This is a genomic window from Ulvibacterium sp. (genome assembly GCF_965248315.1).
Taxonomy (GTDB): domain Bacteria; phylum Bacteroidota; class Bacteroidia; order Flavobacteriales; family Flavobacteriaceae; genus Ulvibacterium.
In genome coordinates, this window is record NZ_CBDFIX010000002.1 from 2,635,412 (window position 1) to 2,653,134 (window position 17,723).

The window sequence follows — 17,723 nt, forward strand, 5'->3', positions numbered from 1 at the left end:
TTAAAATTACCACAATCCTAACCAATACACAACAAAAACTATGCCTTTAAGTTGCGGATCCGGGCTATTAGAGGCGGATGGGAATAGTGGAAAAAAACATACGCAGGATGGGGTGTAAGGTTGCTGAGACTTTTCTTCGAAAGTTTTTTAAGGGAGCTGATCAACGGCATCGCCTCGAAAGTGTTTTTAGCATAATCATCCGCTTGAAACTCGAACTTTCGGGACAGATAGTTCATGACCAGACCGGTAATTTCAGAAATGGGGCTATACAGAATCCCAAAACCTATCAAGGCAGCATGAAAACTGGGTTTGGAAACGCCGATGGCCAGGGACATATTGGGATTATTAATAAAAAGCGAAAGGATGAACAAAGTAAGACCTGCCAAAAGTACCGAGGCGATAAGATTAAAGATAATATGCTTGCGTTTATAGTGTCCTACCTCATGGGCCAGGACCGCCACAATTTCATCTTCCTCCAGGTCATTGATCAAGGTATCGTATAGGGTGACCCTTTTTTCGTTTCCAAATCCCGAAAAATATGCATTGGCCTTTGTGGAACGCTTGGAACCATCGATCACAAAAATATTTTTAAGCTCAAAGCCTACTTTCTGTGCATAGGATTCTATCTTTTCCTTAAGGCTTCCCTGCGCCAAAAGCGTCTGTTTGTTAAACAAGGGAACAATCAATCTACTATAAAATAGGTTCATAAAAACTGTAAAAACCGCTATTACGATCCATGCATAAATCCAAAAATCCGTACCGGCCCATTGAAAGAACCAAATTACCACAGCTAGAATCCCCCCGCCTAAAAGGGCCAAGATTAACCACCCTTTTAGCTTATCCAGGACGAATGTTTTTTTGGTGGTCTTATTGAATCCAAATTTTTCCTCTATAACAAAAGTTTGGTAAAAGGAAAAAGGGGTAGTAATCAAATCACTGCCTATAAGAATTATACCAAAAAATAAAAGGGCCTGGAATATGCTATTATCGGTCAAGGACCGCGCAATGTAATCTATCCATTCAAATCCCCCGAACAGTAAAAAGCCCAATGTGAGTACAAGGGAAAAAGTGGAAGTCAGCAATCCAAAGGAATAATTGGTCTTTTTATAATCTTGGGATTTTTGATATTCTTCCGCATCAAACAGATTATCCAGTTCTTTTGGAACCGGATCGCCATATTTTTTGGCATTTAGATAATCCAAAATCGTCTCAACGAAATATTGAACAATTAAAATGCCAATGATAATGTAGAAAAGTATGTTCATATTGGTTTGGTATTGTTTTTACTTGGGCTTTATTTCTTATTGAGGATACAAAACGCAAACCTCATAGACCTCTTTGCCTCAAACCTTCAAAGATAAGTATTGCTGCGGACACCGAAACATTAAGGGAATCGATTTGCCCGGCCATGGGGATGATAATATTTTGATGGGAGTGCTCCAACCATTTCTCGGAAAGTCCCGTAGCCTCGGTTCCTACAACAAGTGCCGAGGGTCTGTTGAAATCTATATGGGTGTATATTTTGGAGGCGGTAAGGGCCGCGCAAAGGATGGATATATTCTTTTCCCTTAAGAAAGCAATGGTATCCGATGTACTGGCCATGGCAATTTGGTTGGTAAAAATAGACCCAACGCTAGAACGGATGATATTGGGATTGTAGAGATCGGTCTTTGGATCGGCTATAATCAAGGCATCCAAGTTGGCCGCATCCGCGGTACGCAACATAGCACCAATATTGCCCGGTTTCTCTGGAGCTTCAGCTACTAGGATAAATGGGTTTTCGGTATGGATCGCAAGATCCTCCAGCCTATGGGATTTAGCTTTGGCCATGGCTAAAATACCTTCTGTGGTCTCTCTATAGGCCAACTTTTTATAGATTTCATTGGAAACGTGGATCAATTCCGGTCGAGGTCTTAGATCCTCCAAGGATTTCAAGAAGTCTCTATCGTCACATACCTCGGGATAGATCAACAAGGTCTCCAGTTCAAATTTTCCTTTAATGGCGAGTTGCACTTCTTGCCGGCCCTCCAGTACAAAAAGTCCGGTTCTCTTTCGTTCACGGGATTTATCCTTAAGGGCTAAAACCTTTTTTACAAGTGGGTTCTGAAGACTATGTATTTGTTTAAACTGGTCCATCGGTATAAATGTAATGCAATCCGGGTTACCAATTCATAGGCTAATTGTAAATGTCATTTTTCAGGCCCTAAAAGGGAGCGAAAAGAGCGGGACCTTTAACATAAAAAAAGGTTAAAAATCCCGGTGGTAAAATTCACCTCGCCATATTTTGTTTAATTTAGGCGTAAAGGTAATCTTAGGGATTCCTCCTCATTCCTGATGCCATAACGGATTTTCAACCCAATACGAACAACATGCCAACGTACACCCTAAAAATTAACGGTGAAGACAGGTCCGTGGATGTTTCCTCGGATACTCCATTATTATGGGCCTTACGAGATCATTTGGATCTTGTGGGCGCCAAATATGGTTGTGGAATAGGCCAATGTGGTGCCTGTAATGTCCATGTGGACGGAAACGCTATTCAGAGCTGCCTCATACCGGTAGCACAAATGGAAGGAAAGGAAATTACTACCATTGAGGGCCTTTCAGAAAATGGGACCCATCCCGTACAAGAAGCCTGGAAAGAAGTAGATGTGCCCCAGTGCGGTTATTGCCAAGCCGGGCAAATAATGACGGCTTCCTCTTTTTTGGACAAGAATCCAAATCCTACCGAGGAAGAAATAAAAAGTGCTATGCACGGTAATATTTGTCGTTGCGCGGCTTACAATCGCATACAAAAGGCGGTTGCCCTTGCCGCCGAAAAAATGGGCGAGTAACCTTAAATTAGAACAACATGTCAACCACAATATCCAATTCATTTAGCAGAAGGGCCTTTTTACGCACCTCTTCCTTGGCCGGGGGAGGAATGCTTATAGGGTTCAATCTCTTTACCGCTTGCAAGAACGAAGTAAAAATGCCTGTAGACATTGCAAGCCTCAATTTCAACGATTTTAACGCCTTTATCAAAATTGCGGATAATGGAATGGTCACGATTTACTCGCCTAATCCGGAAATTGGACAAGGGGTGAAGACCTCCATGCCCATGATTATTGCCGAAGAACTCGATGTCCCTTGGGACGAGGTTCATGTAGAACAGGGCATATTGAATACGAAAGATTATACACGCCAAGTGGCTGGTGGAAGCCAGTCCATTCGTCATGGATGGGACGCCCTACGGCAAACAGGTGCTACTGCCAAGCAAATGCTAATCAATGCCGCTGCTGCAAAATGGGGTGTGGATGCCTCGGAATGTTCCGCTAGCGGTGGAGTGATTACCAATGGCAAAGGGGAGACCCTTGGCTATGGAGATGTAGTGAAGGAAGCCGCAATGCTAGATGTCCCGGAAGAAGTTGAACTCAAAGACCCTAAAGATTATACAATTATAGGTACGGATGCCCGCAATGTGGATATTGATAAGATAGTGACGGGAAAACCGTTATTTGGGCTGGATTATAAAACCGAAGGCATGGTAATTGCCTCCGTCTTGCGACCTCCGGCTTTTGGGAAAAAACTGGAATCTTTCGATGATAGTTCGGCCAAAAAAATGGAAGGCGTAATCGACGTAATACGTTTTGGAGATTTTAAGGGTGGAGGCGATAAAGTAGCCGTTCTGGCGAATACTACTTGGCAAGCTATGAAGGCGAAGGAAGTTTTAAGCGCTGAATGGAGTAATGGTACCCCGATGGAAAGTACATCCAATCACGATAAATTATTGACCGACTTACTGGATGGTAGCTCGTTTAATACACTCCGAAAAGACGGGGATGTGGAAAAAGCCTTTAGGGACGCAGATCAAGTTGTTGAGCGTACGTATGAGTCACCCTTCTTGCCCCATAATTGTATGGAGCCCATGAATTTTTATGCCAATGTCTCTACTAACAAGATTCATTTAGTAGGTCCGATACAGACTCCTGAGCGAACAGCAGCACGTGTGGCGGAGCTTCTAGAAAGAAATAGTGAGGAGGTTCATTTGGAAATGAGCCGTATGGGCGGTGGTTTCGGAAGAAGATTATACGGGGATTTTGTGTTAGAGGCTGCTGAAATATCCCATTTGGCCAAAAAACCGGTTAAAGTAGTGTATTCCAGAGAGGATGATATGTCTGCAGGAATTTATCGTCCGGCCATAAAGTATCGCATAAAGGCCGCCTTAAAGGACGGTAAAATTACGGGCTATCACTTAAAGGAAGCATCTGTCAATAGTAATATGTACGGTCTAATCCCGAACTTTTTCCCGGCAGGGGCCTTGGAAAACTATCAGGTGGATGTGGCAAAATACGATAGCAACATAACCACTGGTGCTTGGCGTGCACCTTACACCAATTTCCTTTCCTTTGCCGAACAGAGTTTTTTTGACGAGATTGCCGAAACATTGGAAATAGATCCGGTACAAATGCGTTTGGATATGCTACAAAAGGTGAAGGGTACAACGGATGAGCGCATCCAATATTCTGCAGAGCGTATGGAGGATGTTATTAACTTGGCCGTAGAGAAATCCGGATATCGTAACCCCAAGGATGGGGTTTATCAGGGCTTTTGTGCATATTATTGCCACAATACCCATGTAGCCGAGGTTGCGGACGTAGTAATCGAAAATAATGAGCCGGTAGTTAAGAAAGTGACCGCTGCCGTAGATTGTGGTATAGTGGTCAACCCGCTAGGCGCACTGAACCAAATTGAAGGTGGTGTCGTTGATGGAGTAGGGCATTCCATGTATGGTAATTTTACGTTTAAGGACGGTGCTCCGGAGATGAATAACTATGATAGGTATCGCCTCATTCGTATGAAAGAAGCTCCAAAGGTGGAGACACATTTTGTAAAAAACACCTTGAGCCCTACAGGGCTTGGGGAACCAACATTGCCCCCGGCCGGGGCTGCGGTTTCCATTGCTATGAAAAAGGCAACGGGCAACAGAATTTATAGGCAGCCTTTTGTGGACAATATGGTGGAAAAGGAAATTATAGGTTAATATTGGATGGAAGTATTGCTTTTTGGAATTGCCAAGGACATTGTGGGAAGTGCGCAAATGGATTTATCCGAATTAAAGCGGCCGCCGTCTTCGGTAGGTGAGCTCAAAGACTTTTTGTGTGGTTCTTTCCCTGAATTTGGTAAATTGTCCTCGTTAGCGGTAGCCGTAAATAGTGAATATGCCCAAGATGCGGTTGCTTTGGAAGCGGGTGATGAGATAGCCATAATTCCGCCGGTAAGCGGAGGTTGATGGAGAAACCGATTATTGAAATCGTAGATATAATAGATACCTCGCTGGTATATGGGGAACTTTCCCATGCCGGTAGCGGAGGTATCTGTGTTTTCGTAGGTTCTGTTCGGGAATTTACCAATAACGAGGAAGTGGTTTCTCTGGAATTCGAGACCTATGCAAAAATGGCGATCAAAGAAATGGAAAAAATCGCCATAGAGGCTTCCCGTAAATGGACACTTCATAAAGTAGTTGTACGGCACGCCATTGGCGTTAAGAATGTTAAGGAACCCGTAGTTGTGGTAGGAGCATCATCCGCCCATAGGGACGATTGTTTTGAAGCCTGTCGTTTTTTAATCGACACCTTAAAACAGAATGTACCAATTTGGAAGAAGGAGGTTTTTAAGAATAAATCGGTTTGGGTTTCCGCACATCCATAATAGGGGTTGTGACCAAACCCTAAAGCCGTATAGAAACTTATTAGTTTAGAGGTATTGGAAATCTAGTTTTGTGTGGATATTGAACTAAATTTTGAGCCATAAACCTTCAAAACTTTTAAACGGGTAAACATATCAATTTTTTATGGCTTAAATTTGGATTTGAACTTGAAAGGAAGATGCTCGTAGACAATCACAATAGAAGAATAAACTATTTGCGACTGGCGGTGACCGATCGATGCAATCTGCGCTGTAATTATTGCATGCCGTCAGAAGGCATCAACTTTGCAAAAAACGACAAACTTTTTACCCTGGATGAACTGGCACTTCTGGCTTCTATTTTGGTTTCGCAAGGTATCGATAAGATTCGCATTACCGGCGGGGAACCCTTTGTACGCAAAGACCTCATGGTGCTTTTACGCCACTTGGCGGCCTTAGAGGGATTGAATGAAATTTCGGTGACCACTAACGCTACGCTTATCGGACCTTATATAGAAGAACTCAAGCAATTGGGGATTACCAACATAAACGTGAGTTTGGATGCCATTAATAGAGATACCTTTGAGCGGATTACCCGTAGAAATCAATATGATGTGGTACATGATAATATGCTTAGGCTGATTACCGAAGGTTTTAATGTTCGTATCAATTTCATTGCGTTGGACGGTCAGAATACCCAGGATATTCTACCTATTTTGGAACTTACCAAACATTTTAATGTTGCTGTACGGTTTTTGGAAGAAATGCCATTTAATGGAGGGAGTCGCTCTTTTGACACCATTTCCTGGGATTACAAGCGTATTCTGGCCTATATCAAGGAGGCCCATCCAGAGTATTATCAATTGGAATCGCCAAGCACATCAACCTCAATTAACTATAAAATCCCGGGTTTTAAAGGAACTTTTGGGGTAATACCGTCATTTAGCCGTACGTTCTGTGGAACCTGTAATCGGCTTCGGATTTCGGCTATTGGTGATGTTATCACTTGCCTTTATGGTAAACCTAAAATGAACCTTAGGGATATTCTCCGTGGAGAGAATTCCGAAGAAAGGGTAAAGGAACATATCCGGTCCGCTATAGGGAGCCGGGCAAAAACCGGATTTGAAGCACAGCAGGAAAATAGGGGTGTCTTTAAAAGTTCAATGACTTCAATAGGTGGATAATGAAAGGGGAACTCTCACATGTGGACGATACCGGAAAGGCCAGGATGGTAGATGTATCCAACAAGGATACTTCAGTACGGTCAGCCACGGCTTCTGGAAAAGTAGAATTTCCCCCTGAGGTTTTTGAGATTTTATCAGGGAAGGATTTTTTAAGTAAGAAGGGTAGCATTATACAAACGGCGGTGATTGCAGGAATCCAGGCGGTAAAGAAGACCTGGGAGCTTATTCCGTTATGTCATCAGTTGAACCTTTCCAAGATAGACATTACCATTGTGCCTATTGAAAATACCCTGCAAATTCACTGTAAAGTGAAATGTACCGAACGTACGGGAGTGGAAATGGAGGCTTTAACCGGAGTTTCGGTTAGCGCATTGACCATTTATGATATGTGCAAGGCGTTGTCCCATGACATCAGAATTATGGATGTGCGATTGAATGAAAAAACAGGTGGGAAACATGATTTTAAAAGATAATCTCTATGGATTGGTCCTTTCCGGTGGCAAGAGTACACGGATGGGAAAAGACAAGGGGCAAATTACCTATCATGGAATGCCCCAACGTGAATACCTTTATCATTTATTGGATGGGGTCTGTGAGAGGACGTACATGAGTATCCGAAGGGAACAGGAAGGAGAAATTAAGGCGGAATTTAAAAGTATCCGAGATCAAGATAAATATAAAGGGCCTTTTAACGGTTTGTTATCGGCCCATAGCCAATTTCCTGACGTGGCCTGGCTCGTTTTGGCCTGTGATCTGCCCTTGATGGATGAACCGTCTTTACGACAATTAGTTTTGGCAAGAAATCCGAGCAAAATGGCAACGGCCTTTGCCCAAGAAGAAGACCCCTTGCCAGAACCACTATGTGCCATTTGGGAACCAGAGGCGCTTCGCTCTTCCATTACATACCTAGCACAAGGTAATGGAACCTGTCCCCGTAAATTTTTGATAAACAACGAAGTTAAGTTGGTATTTCCAACGAATCCCGATGTACTGCTCAATGCAAATTCCGAAGAGGAATATAAAGAGGCCCTTGGGAAATTGGAGACTATATGAACGGAGAACGCTACATAAGGCAGACCATTTTAAAGGATTTTGGTCCAAAGGCACAGGAACGCCTGTCCAAATCCAAGGTTCTTGTAATTGGAGCCGGAGGCCTGGGCATCCCGGTATTGACCTATCTTAACGCCATGGGTGTTGGTACTTTGGGTATTGTGGATGGTGATAGCGTTTCGGGTTCCAATCTACATCGGCAGGTGTTGTATGATGAAACGGATATTGGCCGATCCAAGGTTCAGATTGCTGTCCGAAAATTAAGAGCCCAAAATTCGAACACCCAATTGGTCTCCTTTGAACAGTTTTTAACTGTGGAAAATGCGCTGGGAATCATTACCGATTATGATCTTGTTGTGGATGCCTCGGATAATTTTCCCACCCGGTATTTGGTAAACGATGCCTGTGTTCTTTTGGGAAAGCCTTTTATTTATGGTGCCCTACATGGGTTTGAAGGTCAGGTGGGCGTTTTTAACTACAATAATGGACCTACCTATCGGTGTCTGTTTCCAAATATGCCCGGACCGGATGAGGTTCCGGATTGTAATGCAAATGGCGTTTTGGGGGTAATCCCCGGGATAGTTGGAAACCTTCAGGCCTTGGAGGCTGTAAAAGTATTGACCGGGGTAGGAGAGGTGCTATCCGGAAAATTATTATTATTCGATGGACTCTCTCAAAACTTTCAAAAAATTAAATTTTCGTTAGTTCCCGATAATCAGAAAATCAATGAACTAAAACCCACCTACGATTTTGAGTGTAGTGCTGAAATAAGATCCATTGAGACTCGGGAATTGGAACAACTGCTGGAAACGGATGCCGTTGTTCAGTTGATCGATGTACGTACGCCGAAGGAATTTCATGAATACCATTTGGAAAGTGCACATCATATTCCGTTATCCGAGTTGATCGAACGTAAATCGGAAATCGGTTTTGGGAGACCGGCCTACTTCATTTGTCAATCCGGTATACGAAGTCGGAAGGCCATTGAGAAACTTCAGGAATTGAATATAGAGGCGGAATTGATCAATGTAAAAGGTGGGATGAACAATCTAAGGGCGTATGTTGCTAAGTACTGAGAGCTTGGTGCTACTTTGCTTGGGTTTTTTTGTGATTGCCACTTTGTACTCCTCCGTTGGATTTGGAGGCGGGTCTAGCTATTTGGCATTATTGACCCTTTTTTTTGTTAGTTTCTTTGCTATCCGTTCCATAGCCCTTATCTGCAACTTGGTCGTAGTTTCAGGAAGTACGTATCTCTATTTTAAAAAAGGCCATATTCGTATAAGGAAGTTTATTCCATTTATCATCACCAGTATTCCCATGGCCTTTTTGGGGGCCTCCTTCCGGTTAAAGGAGCAGGTGTTTTTTATAATTTTAGGATGTTCGCTAATCATTTCCGCTATATTTTTGGCCTGGCAGACGTATACTATAATAAATGATACGGATAGAGTAAAAAACTATCCCGGTTATTTGGATTATAGTATTGGCGGTGCCATTGGGTTTTTATCAGGCCTAGTGGGTATTGGAGGAGGTATTTTCTTGGCGCCTGTACTCAATCACATGCGTTGGGACGCTCCTATAAAAATTGCGGCCTTGGCCAGTTTTTTCATTTTGGTGAATTCAATTTCTGGGATAGGTGGGCTTGCATTGGCCCACACTCTGGAACTTCCATGGAGGGAGACCTTAATTTTGGCCGGAAGCGTACTTTTAGGAGGACAACTGGGTATTCGAATAAGTTTAAAAAAAATGTCGCCCAACGGTATAAAGCGAGTTACCGCGATTTTAGTTTTTGTTGTTGGGATTCGGGTATTGTTAAAAAATGGGTTGGAACTGATATGATTTCATTTGACGAGGCTTTTAAAAAAGTAATGCAACATACCCAAGATTGGGGCGTACAGACTGTGGACTTACTCGAAAGTACTGGCCGTATTTTGGCCGAGCCTATTTTGGCTGATCGAGATTTTCCACCTTTTGACCGTTCGACCAAGGATGGAATAGCGATAAATTTCTCCGCTTTTGAAAATGGGAGGTCCACTTTTCAAATTGAAGGGGTATTGAGTGCGGGGATGCCGCAACAATCACTGAGTTCAGCAGATTATTGTTTTGAAATCATGACGGGGGCCGTTGTTCCGGAGAATACGGATACCGTTATCATGTACGAACAGGTAATCCTAGAAAATGGAAACGCTGCTATACAATCCATTCCCAAAAAAGGACAGAACATTCATAAAAAGGGTAGCGATGCCATTACTGGGACCGTATTATTACCGCCGGACCGTAGAATTACCCCAGCGGAAATCGGGGTTTTGGCAACGGTAGGAAAATCCCATGTATCCGTGAAAAAGCTGCCCAAGGTCTGTGTGATTTCTACGGGCAATGAATTGGTGGATGTTTCAGAAATCCCGCTTCCCCACCAGATTCGAAAATCGAATACCTTATCCTTGTATGCTGCTTTGTCCGGAGAAAATATAGTACCCGAGCTTTTACACTTAACGGATGACAAAGCGGTAATAGAAGAAAATATAGCTAGGGTATTGCAGGAAAATGATGTTATTCTATTGAGTGGTGGAGTCTCCAAAGGAAAGTTCGATTTTATCCCTGAGGTTATGGAATCCTTAGGTGTTGAAAAAGTCTTTCACAGGGTAGCACAAAGACCGGGCAAGCCATTTTGGTTTGGGACGCAAAAAGAATTCAACACGGTAGTATTTTCATTTCCTGGAAATCCGGTTTCTACCTTTGCCAATTACCATATCTATTTTGTGCCCTGGTTCTACCAATGTTTGGGGTTAGACTATCCAAAAAAAGAAGTGGTTTTAGACCAAGCTATTCACAATAATCTGCCATTGACCCGTTTTGTACAAGTCAAAACCTATTTTGAAGGAGGAAAGCTATTTGCCTCGCCTATAAAAGATGGGGGTTCCGGGGATTTGGCCAGCCTTTCCAAATCCGATGGATTTGTCTGCTTAAAACCTAGAGATCTAGAATACCAAAAAGGAGAATTGGTTCCTATATATGGTACATAATCTATACTGGTATTGGGTCTTGAATTTAAGAAATTTCTATTCTCAAAAATCCACCACGGTAAAAAACCAATCGCCCTCTATTGCCACACCGTTGTTATCGTAGATTTGAACTGTAAAGCCCCCGACTGTTTGCGAAATGACTTCAATAGAAGCGGCACCGGTGTTCAGCAAGCTTAGTTGTACCACATAGTCCTCGGAACTGGTATTGACTGTAAAAAAGATTCGATATTCACCAATACCCATAGCATTTGTTGTCAGCACATTAGCCCCATTGACAATAACACTTTCGTTCATTTTTCCGAGTGCATGAAATGGGCCGGTAGATACAATAGGCGAAACCCAATCCGTACCTGTATTTGTGGCGCTAAGGAGCTGGCCCGGAGTACCGCTGTCGCCATCTGAATCCAAAAGTTGGCCATCTATGCGCAGATCGCCGCCAATATGTAGTTTTGCCTGTGGTAAGGCCACGTTTACCCCTAGGTTTCCCGCTCCGGAAAACACCAAATTTTGATTGTTTAGGTCATAGGTACGGTTACCTCCGGTTTGGGTCAAATCGGTATTGGACAGGTTGTTAAAATCGGTCAGGGGTACGCTTAAAGTTCCTGCATCGTCCGTGATGTTGAGGTTGTCGCCATTGATCTCAAAAGTGGAGTTATCCCCGTTCGCCAAATTGCTAACATCTATGATTACCTGGTTCCCTATTCCCTCATTGATGATCAAATCGTTGCCTATGACGGTACCGTCAACAATTAATTCGTCGCTTGGGTCTCCGCCCCCCAAAATAGGGGCCAGGTCTATGGTATTGCCTCCCGTCAAAGGATTGGTCAGCATTAATTGCGTTCCCGATAATTCCAGATCCGTAAGTTCGTTTTGGGCATTGGTATCGCCGTCATCATAAAAGGCACCGCCGTTATCGGTAATGACATTTCCGAGGGCCGTACTTACGCCACCCGCCCCGCCCTGGGCACAAAGGTTGATCCATACCGTACCGTCATAGGCATGCACGCAACCTACCTCGGTATTATAGACCAAAGCCCCGGCCATAGGTGACAAACGGTTCATTTGTTGGGTAGTTACGCGGGTGATGACCAGTGCCAGTTCGTTGCTTTCCAGTTCCAAGAGCGAGCCGCTATCGATGTTTTGTGGATTGTCCCCTATTTTTATCTGTGAAAACAGTTCCGTACCTGACCAAAAGATCAGGCTTATTAAAAGGGGTAAAACCCTTAAAATAGGTATGTTGGAATGCCGGGGGGACATAGAGACAAAAATAGAATTATCTCTGTATAATCCTAGGGAATTTGCGGCGAAAATCAGTGGTATTTTGTAAAAACCGCTAGTCTTTTGTTCTTATTGAAACATTGTGCTGAAATCAGGGGCGAAAACACCCTTTTTTCCAAAATCTGGGAAGATTGTTACTTCTACTTGAATTGTTATTATCCCCGCCAATCGGCTACAGTACAAACTTTGATCATTGCGGCAATCCAAAAGGTGGTGGCTTTATAATCATGGCACTTTTCATGGTAGGCAGCCAAAACTAAAACGGTCATAGAGCATCAATACCTCTTTAGGATACTAAAACTTTTTCTTCTGCGTTAAGGAAGTAATAAAAGATTCCCCTCTTATGAACCTTCCAATTCCCCCGATCAGGCTTTTCTTGTCTATTTTTCTTATATGCAGTTTGTGTTCCTGTGGCACCTTGGTAAAGGCAAAAGTCAACAGATATGCCACTGTTGAAAAAGGGGCAATTCCCAAAGATTTTGGTAAGGACAGTACCACCCTACTTTGTGTTGTCCATAAAAATAGCTACAACAAATACCTGAAAAAGAATATTAAAAAATTCTACCAAGGCCCATATGCTTTGGTGGACATAAGCGAACTTGAATCCAGCAAATACCAGGATACCTTAAAATACCGTTATGTCCATGATTTTACGTACAAAAGCTATCGGTACTGGAGCAGCAACGAAACCATTTATGGCCCGGGAGGGGGCTATGGCACTGGCCATAAAAAATGTTTCTTTGTGTATGATCGAGTTGAAGATAAGGAATACCCTTTACAGGTAGCATCCAGCTATTGGAGTAAACTCCAAAAAGTGTACATTAAAAATTTAGAAGCGCAACGGGTTAAAAACCAAGGTAGAATGGTCATCAATTAAAGGTTTACGTCCACTTCTATGGCCTAACTATCCTAAAGAAAATAACTCTTGGGCTTGATACGGAAATTCGGCTTTATGGTAATCTAGTTTCCTGCAGTAAGGCGGAGGTTGCCGTTGGGCCCCATCGAGCGGTTTTAAATTCTATTTTTCGAACATTGCCCTTGTTTTGGGCAAACTATTTATATTCTAGAGGCTTTTTTCTAGCGTAACGTACTCGAATGATATATACAGCCTTATCTTCAATCAAATGGGATATCCTATAGGTATGCTTCTCATAGAACCTGATGTTTCCCTTATTGTCCTTTCTAAGCGGGTCTATCTTATACATTTCTGGATTTTTGGCCAATATCATGGCCGATTCGTAAACTTCCGCAATTACTCTAGTCGTAGTTTCGAGGGACTCCGATTGTTCCAACAACTCTAAAAAGACTTCTTTCAGTTCTGCATCGGCCCGATGTGTCCAAATTACTGCTTTCCCCATCGTTTAATGCGTTCCCCCATCTCCTCGTGGGTATAAAACTCCCCTCGAGCTATTTGGGAAATGGATTCATCGACTTCTTTATTGTATTGCTCGACATCGATACGTTCCGATGATACTTTTTTTCTATATTGCAACAGGTTTTTAAATGCCTCTATGAGTGTAGGATCCTTTACTTTTTTCAGTTCTTGTCGTATCCATTTGATGTCTGCCTTAATATCCATGACATTGGTTTTTGTATCTACAACAAAGATAATTTATATTTTATTGTAACTTTCTCAATTAAGGATAACAATCACTAAAGGTGCTCATGTTCCCGTTTACGGTATTGGCCACACTGATATACTCATAGGCCTCAAAGGCAACCTCCCTATCGATCAACATACTGCCGAAGTCCCAAAAATCCTGCAGGTTCCTATCGGGGTCCGCGGGCTCCACGGTGCCGTCGGAGCTGTTCTCGTATACGGCCAGGACGTTACCTTAGGCATCGCGTATGTAGAGGGTAGTGGTCTCCGTATCCACCTCGGTCTTGGCGATCCTGTTCCCCAGGCCGTCATATTGGAAGGTGATCACGCTGCCATCGTCCTTGGTCACCGAATATACCTTGCCGCCATTACATTAAAAAAGGTACGGCAAAAGCGGAGTGCTTGCTCTAGTTGGTTGATGTTTCGAGGGTCAGGTTTGCAACCGCATTTTCATTCAATAAATACCGTTGTACTGTCCGGCTTGTTATGAAATTCAACGAAATGGTAGGTCTCCTTAACCTCTTCGCTACCTTCTTCGGGCCAATGTGAACGCTTGGAACTTAGAATGACAAAGGTAGTGTCGTTTAGGACAAGACCTGATTTAACATATGTGTAGTTCTTACCACTGTGATACCATTTCTCAAACACGATGTTATTACCTTCTATTTGATAAACCCCCCAATTAAACTTAACGTTTGCATTCCGACTAATAAACTCTTTGGACAGAGTAGAGTCACGTATTTTATCCAATTGTTTTTTATCAAACGCTACCACACCGGTTGTAAAAAGTATACCGTTTCTGAACAGAAAAAAAAGATTATATATACAGTCTTGTTTTTTAGAATCACAACTTGGACGTATAAAGTAACCATCCAATCTCAGCTTTCTGGAGTCGTTTGGTACCCTATCCATAGTAAGTTTTTCATCTTTGCCTGTGACTAAAAAACAGGAAGAAAGCAATAACACAACGGCACAACCAATAAAACTTTTGATAACGTCCATGATTTAATCATTTAAGATTTCGAGGAATGGCTTGGGTTCTTTGTCAAGGACCTTAAAGCGGGGGCTTCCGATATTATCGTGGACGGTTTTGTTTTGTATGAAATCCCTTAGTCCCTCGGAATCTGAACCTACCTTGAACGGGCCAATCCCGAAATAACCGACTCCTAACCTGATGCTGTCCGGGTCGTTACCGGTACTCGGATTCAAGCTGTACGTTACAAATGAGCTTGCATCTGAGATGTAGAATGAATTTGCCACCCTTAAATCATTAACAAGATGCTGATTAATAAGAAGTTTAAGGCCTTCTTTAATAATAATATCCCTTCGCTTTGAAGTACAAAAAAGCCATTGTAAAAAGTAACTTTTAATTATTTATTTCGTGTAAGATCCATAACCTATATTTTTTTCTAACATCTTTACTGTTCCCGACCAAGTTAAAGGACCTATAAATATTGTTCTATTTAATTTTTCGTTTTTAATAGTCACCCTCCATAACGATATTTTTTCTATCGTTGTATCATATGCTAGGGTGGTCTCGCAGTTTGATTCTTCATTACACATGAAAAACTCATCTGTCAAAAAACAATTCCATCCTACACCTAACCTTCCCTGATAAAATTGACTAATTGCAACTTTTCGCGTTGATAGTAACCAAATAGAAAAACATAAAAACAAACATATATATTTCAATGATTTTCTTTTAATAAATAAAACAGCTGATAAAAATGTTAATAGTGCACCCAAACAATAAATCAAATTAATATTTGAAACATCAGTCATATATTCGGCACTTTCTGAAGTATAGAAAATTTTACCTAACCGACCATATCCTAAAAACGAAACAGAAACGAGAATAAACCAAATTACTATTAAAATTTTTTTCATTTTATTTTTTTATTCTTCTTTAGGAACTGATAAATTAACTCCCGCTGGCATAGAATTGTTTTTAACTCTATGAGGAGATGAAACTTCTTCGGAATCTATCAATAATGTTGCTGAATTTGAACCATCAAAGGCTAATACGTTATCATAGCCCATACTTACCATTGCATCCCTTATTTGATCTAAAGTATAACCATTGGAACCATCATGTTGGGAAACAATAGCCCAGGTTCCTTCTTTTGAATTATAACCTATAATAGATTTTCCTACTGTAGCTATATTTTGGCCTTCAAAACCACCACTGCTTTTTTGAAGTAAAAATTGTTTATTTTCTTCGCTGACTTTTCCTGTTTCTGCCAGACCTTTAGGTGCCCCCGCACCATAAATATTCTTTTCTCCGTATTTAAGACCATTAACAACTAAAGGTATTCCGCCTCCAACTGCAAATTTACTGTCTTTAGGAGGGTCACCTGCACCAAATGTCCAACCTAGGTCTTTAGTCGGGTCTCCTGCAAAATAAAATGTCCCACTTGAAGACCTCCCGGACAATTTATTTCCATCTTTAATATTGTAACCTTGACCTGGAAATAGCGTATTATCTCTAGGGAAAATAGAAGAATAATAATTAGCCTTACTTACCTTTCTGTCAAACAACTGAGTATTTATTGCAAAATCCTGAACTTTAGGAATATCCACTTTTTTCATAGCTTCAGTCAAACTTTCATCTGAGTTTCTTATAATAAAACTCCAATCTACATTCTTTAGTTTAATTAAATAGACACCATCGGTCATCTCTTTAATTTCTGCTTCTAATCCTTCTAACTCCATACCCGCAATTACAAAGTTTTCGGAAAAGGCATATGGGCTATTATAAGAAAATCTGCCAGCTAATGGATCTATTGCGAAAAACCTTCCCACCCTCGGGTCGTGCATCCTGAACCTGTAGTTTATAGAGTTCCCTTCCCCTTTGATCTCATCATCTTTTTCTTGACCTTGGAAACCGTAACGGTAGTCATCACTGTTCCCATGCCTTCCCGGTAAAAGAGAACCGAAGGGATAATAGTCATTATAAGCGACAACATCGGGGACAAAGCTACCACCGGTGTTGCTTACTTTTCTATCGGTAACAACGGAGAGTACGTTCCCCAGATGGTTGCTGAGTTCATAGCGTTTGTCGCCTACCTGGTTTTCAAAGAACGTCCTTTCCAAGATAGGCCCTTCCTTCAGGATTTCCAAATTTTTCCGTTCCATCCCCAGACGGGAACTGCCATAGATATGGTGCTCGGTCAGGAAGAGGCCCTCCCGGCCGCCGTTGCCCTCGCCCAGATCCCGGATCTCCGCCAAAAACTCCGAGCCGGGCTTGATATGGAAATTGGGTTTTAGGGTAATCTCGTTTCCTGCGGTAAGGCGGAGGTTGCCATTGGGCTCCACTACGTTCCCGTTTACGGTATTGGCCACACTGATATAGTCATAGGCCTCGAAGGCGATCTCCCGGTCGATCAGCATGGTACCGAAGTCCCAGAAGTCCTGTAGGTTCCTATCCGGGTCCACAGGCTCCACGATTCCGTCCGAGCTGTTCTCGTATACGGCCAGGACATTGCCCTGGGCATCGCGTACACAACATCAATAAAATTTTTAATGCACTTATACATGATACTAAGACCAAAAAAGAGTATGTGCCTTAAAAAAAGAGGGCGACCGATCGGCGGCCGTGGCTTTTCCCTTCATTTTTTCTTAATCTATGTCATGAATTGTACAACTTGCGTTAGCGAAGCAACTCTCCGCAAATCTATCGTACATCCTTGATACTAAGCCCGATTTTTTGACAGTAGCTTATCAATTCAGTTAAATCCGAACCAACTAGCTCGTCAAGTTCTTCATCTTTCTTAGTAATCAAACTCAGTTCATATGTAAAGCTCATCAACAATTCTGTTCCTGTAAATGAACTCTTTTTAATCTCAATCAACTCATTAGCCTTTTCCGAACTAACTGAATTAACCTTAATAATAATCTTATCTATTTTATCTAAATAATTCAAAG

At 42.1% G+C, this 17,723-nt stretch carries 21 protein-coding genes; 11 read left to right on the top strand and 10 right to left on the bottom strand.

The features are described from left to right. Positions 1-38: 38 nt before the first annotated feature. Positions 39-1,265, bottom strand: a complete 1,227-nt coding sequence (locus ACP2AF_RS13065; RefSeq protein WP_425236591.1) for a M48 family metallopeptidase — start codon at positions 1,263-1,265, stop codon at positions 39-41. A gap of 61 nt (positions 1,266-1,326) precedes the next feature. Continuing rightward, a complete protein-coding gene (locus ACP2AF_RS13070; protein WP_425236592.1) occupies positions 1,327-2,136 on the bottom strand; it encodes a TrmH family RNA methyltransferase in 810 nt (269 codons plus the stop codon). A gap of 233 nt (positions 2,137-2,369) precedes the next feature. Between ACP2AF_RS13070 and ACP2AF_RS13075 the strand changes: the two genes are divergently transcribed. The 10 genes from ACP2AF_RS13075 (at position 2,370) to ACP2AF_RS13120 (ending at position 10,921) form a co-directional block, all read left to right on the top strand. Beyond that, positions 2,370-2,834 (top strand): (2Fe-2S)-binding protein, encoded by a 465-nt coding sequence (locus tag ACP2AF_RS13075; protein WP_425236593.1) that lies wholly within the window; start codon positions 2,370-2,372, stop codon positions 2,832-2,834. Positions 2,835-2,851: 17 nt separating this feature from the next. Then, positions 2,852-5,023 (top strand): molybdopterin cofactor-binding domain-containing protein, encoded by a 2,172-nt coding sequence (locus ACP2AF_RS13080; RefSeq protein ID WP_425236594.1) that lies wholly within the window; start codon positions 2,852-2,854, stop codon positions 5,021-5,023. 6 nt (positions 5,024-5,029) lie between these two features. Beyond that, entirely contained in the window at positions 5,030-5,272 is a 243-nt protein-coding gene (locus tag ACP2AF_RS13085; protein WP_425236595.1) for a MoaD/ThiS family protein, read from the top strand. Beyond that, positions 5,272-5,691, top strand: a complete 420-nt coding sequence (locus ACP2AF_RS13090) for a molybdenum cofactor biosynthesis protein MoaE (protein WP_425236596.1) — start codon at positions 5,272-5,274, stop codon at positions 5,689-5,691. Before ACP2AF_RS13085 ends, ACP2AF_RS13090 begins: the two co-directional genes overlap by 1 nt. A 176-nt stretch (positions 5,692-5,867) precedes the next feature. Next, positions 5,868-6,851 (top strand): GTP 3',8-cyclase MoaA, encoded by a 984-nt coding sequence (moaA, locus tag ACP2AF_RS13095; protein ID WP_425236597.1) that lies wholly within the window; start codon positions 5,868-5,870, stop codon positions 6,849-6,851. Then, a complete protein-coding gene (gene moaC, locus ACP2AF_RS13100) occupies positions 6,851-7,324 on the top strand; it encodes a cyclic pyranopterin monophosphate synthase MoaC (RefSeq protein WP_425236598.1) in 474 nt (157 codons plus the stop codon). The genes moaA and moaC overlap by 1 nt, the downstream gene beginning before the upstream one ends. Beyond that, positions 7,308-7,904: an NTP transferase domain-containing protein gene (locus ACP2AF_RS13105; protein WP_425236599.1), complete on the top strand. Its 597-nt coding sequence runs from the start codon at positions 7,308-7,310 to the stop codon at positions 7,902-7,904. Before moaC ends, ACP2AF_RS13105 begins: the two co-directional genes overlap by 17 nt. Further along, on the top strand, positions 7,901-8,977 hold the full coding sequence (locus tag ACP2AF_RS13110; protein WP_425236600.1) for a ThiF family adenylyltransferase: 1,077 nt from the start codon (positions 7,901-7,903) through the stop codon (positions 8,975-8,977). The genes ACP2AF_RS13105 and ACP2AF_RS13110 overlap by 4 nt, the downstream gene beginning before the upstream one ends. Beyond that, entirely contained in the window at positions 8,961-9,737 is a 777-nt protein-coding gene (locus ACP2AF_RS13115) for a sulfite exporter TauE/SafE family protein (protein ID WP_425236601.1), read from the top strand. Before ACP2AF_RS13110 ends, ACP2AF_RS13115 begins: the two co-directional genes overlap by 17 nt. Continuing rightward, positions 9,734-10,921: a molybdopterin molybdotransferase MoeA gene (locus ACP2AF_RS13120; protein ID WP_425236602.1), complete on the top strand. Its 1,188-nt coding sequence runs from the start codon at positions 9,734-9,736 to the stop codon at positions 10,919-10,921. The genes ACP2AF_RS13115 and ACP2AF_RS13120 overlap by 4 nt, the downstream gene beginning before the upstream one ends. 42 nt (positions 10,922-10,963) lie before the next feature. Here the strand turns inward: ACP2AF_RS13120 and ACP2AF_RS13125 are convergent, their stop codons facing one another. Then, entirely contained in the window at positions 10,964-12,178 is a 1,215-nt protein-coding gene (locus tag ACP2AF_RS13125; RefSeq protein WP_425236603.1) for a hypothetical protein, read from the bottom strand. A gap of 364 nt (positions 12,179-12,542) precedes the next feature. Between ACP2AF_RS13125 and ACP2AF_RS13130 the strand changes: the two genes are divergently transcribed. Beyond that, positions 12,543-13,076, top strand: coding sequence for a hypothetical protein (locus tag ACP2AF_RS13130; protein WP_425236604.1), 534 nt, complete (start codon positions 12,543-12,545; stop codon positions 13,074-13,076). Between the two features lie 175 nt (positions 13,077-13,251). Here the strand turns inward: ACP2AF_RS13130 and ACP2AF_RS13135 are convergent, their stop codons facing one another. The 7 genes from ACP2AF_RS13135 to ACP2AF_RS13165 all read right to left on the bottom strand — a co-directional run bounded on the left by ACP2AF_RS13135 (position 13,252) and on the right by ACP2AF_RS13165 (position 17,721). Next, on the bottom strand, positions 13,252-13,557 hold the full coding sequence (locus ACP2AF_RS13135; RefSeq protein ID WP_425236605.1) for a type II toxin-antitoxin system RelE/ParE family toxin: 306 nt from the start codon (positions 13,555-13,557) through the stop codon (positions 13,252-13,254). Further along, positions 13,542-13,778, bottom strand: coding sequence for a hypothetical protein (locus ACP2AF_RS13140; RefSeq protein ID WP_425236606.1), 237 nt, complete (start codon positions 13,776-13,778; stop codon positions 13,542-13,544). The genes ACP2AF_RS13135 and ACP2AF_RS13140 overlap by 16 nt, the downstream gene beginning before the upstream one ends. Positions 13,779-13,836: 58 nt before the next feature. Next, positions 13,837-13,992 carry a hypothetical protein gene (locus tag ACP2AF_RS13145; RefSeq protein WP_425236607.1) on the bottom strand — a complete coding sequence of 52 codons (156 nt, stop codon included), beginning with the start codon at positions 13,990-13,992 and terminating at the stop codon, positions 13,837-13,839. Between the two features lie 257 nt (positions 13,993-14,249). Further along, positions 14,250-14,801: a hypothetical protein gene (locus ACP2AF_RS13150; protein ID WP_425236608.1), complete on the bottom strand. Its 552-nt coding sequence runs from the start codon at positions 14,799-14,801 to the stop codon at positions 14,250-14,252. Between the two features lie 372 nt (positions 14,802-15,173). After that, positions 15,174-15,686 (bottom strand): hypothetical protein, encoded by a 513-nt coding sequence (locus ACP2AF_RS13155; RefSeq protein ID WP_425236609.1) that lies wholly within the window; start codon positions 15,684-15,686, stop codon positions 15,174-15,176. 9 nt (positions 15,687-15,695) lie between these two features. After that, entirely contained in the window at positions 15,696-17,141 is a 1,446-nt protein-coding gene (locus ACP2AF_RS13160) for a 3-coathanger stack domain-containing protein (protein ID WP_425236610.1), read from the bottom strand. 331 nt (positions 17,142-17,472) lie between these two features. After that, positions 17,473-17,721: a hypothetical protein gene (locus ACP2AF_RS13165; protein WP_120714160.1), complete on the bottom strand. Its 249-nt coding sequence runs from the start codon at positions 17,719-17,721 to the stop codon at positions 17,473-17,475. Positions 17,722-17,723 lie beyond the last annotated feature (2 nt).

What these genes read in the sequence shown, in the direction of transcription:
- ACP2AF_RS13065 (WP_425236591.1), bottom strand. Translation starts at nt 1,265, where the DNA reads ATGAACATACTTTTCTACATTATCATTGGCATTTTAATTGTTCAATAT.
- ACP2AF_RS13070 (WP_425236592.1), bottom strand. Translation starts at nt 2,136, where the DNA reads ATGGACCAGTTTAAACAAATACATAGTCTTCAGAACCCACTTGTAAAA.
- ACP2AF_RS13075 (WP_425236593.1), top strand. Translation starts at nt 2,370, where the DNA reads ATGCCAACGTACACCCTAAAAATTAACGGTGAAGACAGGTCCGTGGAT.
- ACP2AF_RS13080 (WP_425236594.1), top strand. Translation starts at nt 2,852, where the DNA reads ATGTCAACCACAATATCCAATTCATTTAGCAGAAGGGCCTTTTTACGC.
- ACP2AF_RS13085 (WP_425236595.1), top strand. Translation starts at nt 5,030, where the DNA reads ATGGAAGTATTGCTTTTTGGAATTGCCAAGGACATTGTGGGAAGTGCG.
- ACP2AF_RS13090 (WP_425236596.1), top strand. Translation starts at nt 5,272, where the DNA reads ATGGAGAAACCGATTATTGAAATCGTAGATATAATAGATACCTCGCTG.
- moaA (WP_425236597.1), top strand. Translation starts at nt 5,868, where the DNA reads ATGCTCGTAGACAATCACAATAGAAGAATAAACTATTTGCGACTGGCG.
- moaC (WP_425236598.1), top strand. Translation starts at nt 6,851, where the DNA reads ATGAAAGGGGAACTCTCACATGTGGACGATACCGGAAAGGCCAGGATG.
- ACP2AF_RS13105 (WP_425236599.1), top strand. Translation starts at nt 7,308, where the DNA reads ATGATTTTAAAAGATAATCTCTATGGATTGGTCCTTTCCGGTGGCAAG.
- ACP2AF_RS13110 (WP_425236600.1), top strand. Translation starts at nt 7,901, where the DNA reads ATGAACGGAGAACGCTACATAAGGCAGACCATTTTAAAGGATTTTGGT.
- ACP2AF_RS13115 (WP_425236601.1), top strand. Translation starts at nt 8,961, where the DNA reads ATGTTGCTAAGTACTGAGAGCTTGGTGCTACTTTGCTTGGGTTTTTTT.
- ACP2AF_RS13120 (WP_425236602.1), top strand. Translation starts at nt 9,734, where the DNA reads ATGATTTCATTTGACGAGGCTTTTAAAAAAGTAATGCAACATACCCAA.
- ACP2AF_RS13125 (WP_425236603.1), bottom strand. Translation starts at nt 12,178, where the DNA reads ATGTCCCCCCGGCATTCCAACATACCTATTTTAAGGGTTTTACCCCTT.
- ACP2AF_RS13130 (WP_425236604.1), top strand. Translation starts at nt 12,543, where the DNA reads ATGAACCTTCCAATTCCCCCGATCAGGCTTTTCTTGTCTATTTTTCTT.
- ACP2AF_RS13135 (WP_425236605.1), bottom strand. Translation starts at nt 13,557, where the DNA reads ATGGGGAAAGCAGTAATTTGGACACATCGGGCCGATGCAGAACTGAAA.
- ACP2AF_RS13140 (WP_425236606.1), bottom strand. Translation starts at nt 13,778, where the DNA reads ATGGATATTAAGGCAGACATCAAATGGATACGACAAGAACTGAAAAAA.
- ACP2AF_RS13150 (WP_425236608.1), bottom strand. Translation starts at nt 14,801, where the DNA reads ATGGACGTTATCAAAAGTTTTATTGGTTGTGCCGTTGTGTTATTGCTT.
- ACP2AF_RS13155 (WP_425236609.1), bottom strand. Translation starts at nt 15,686, where the DNA reads ATGAAAAAAATTTTAATAGTAATTTGGTTTATTCTCGTTTCTGTTTCG.